Raw genomic sequence first — 864 nt, 5'->3', positions numbered from 1 at the left:
CCAACCGTGAGCTGTGGTGGGCCCACACCGGCGGTGGCGGCGGCAACTTCGGTGTGGTCACCCGCTATTACTTCCGCTCCCCGGGCGCCACCGGCACCGACCCGCGCAAACTGCTGCCCAAGCCGCCGGGCGAGGTCCTCTTCAGCGCGGTGTCGTGGTCGTGGAGCGACCTCACCAAGGAGGAGTTCGTCCGCCTGGTGCGGAACTACGCCTCCTGGCACGTGGCCAACATCGGGGCGGACAGCCCCACCCGCTTCCTGACCAGCTTCCTGCTGCTCAACCACCGGTCCAACGGCCAGATCGGCCTGGTCACGCAGGTCGACACGGCGGCTCCCGACGCGCAGCGGATGCTCGACGCCTACCTCGCGCACATGAGCGGCGGCATCAACACCGGGCCCGGCGCGCTGACCGAGCAGATGGGCGACATCGGCGCCATGCCGCAGTTCGCCGCACCACGCCGGTTGCCCTGGCTCCAGGCCACCCGCTTCGCCGGCACCACCAACCCGCTGCTCAACGACCCCACCCTGCGGGCCGAGTACAAGTCGTCGTACATGAGGGCCGACTTCCCGCTCCGCCAGGCGGAGGCGCTGTACAAGCACCTCACCCGCACGGACATCGACAACCCGAAGATCAACATACAACTGACCCCCTACGGCGGCCGGACCAACGCCGTCCGCGAGGCGGACACCGCGCTGCCGCACCGCGGAGCGGCGTTCAAGATGCTCTGGTCCGTACTGTGGAACGAACCCGCGGAGGACGCCAAGTACATCGCGTGGACCCGGGAGAGCTACGAGGAGACGTACGCCGACACCGGCGGCGTACCGGTCCCGAACGCCGTGACCGACGGCTGCTACGTCAACTACC

Annotated in this window: 1 pseudogene; it reads left to right on the top strand. The window is 69.1% G+C overall.

Annotated features, from left to right (window positions below):
• A pseudogene (locus RB628_RS40945) lies at positions 1–864 on the top strand (FAD-linked oxidase); the annotation flags it as partial.

Source organism: Streptomyces sp. ADMS (assembly GCF_033441795.1).
In the GTDB taxonomy this organism is placed as follows: Bacteria; Actinomycetota; Actinomycetes; order Streptomycetales; family Streptomycetaceae; genus Streptomyces.
This window is presented reverse-complemented; position numbering and strand designations above follow the sequence as displayed.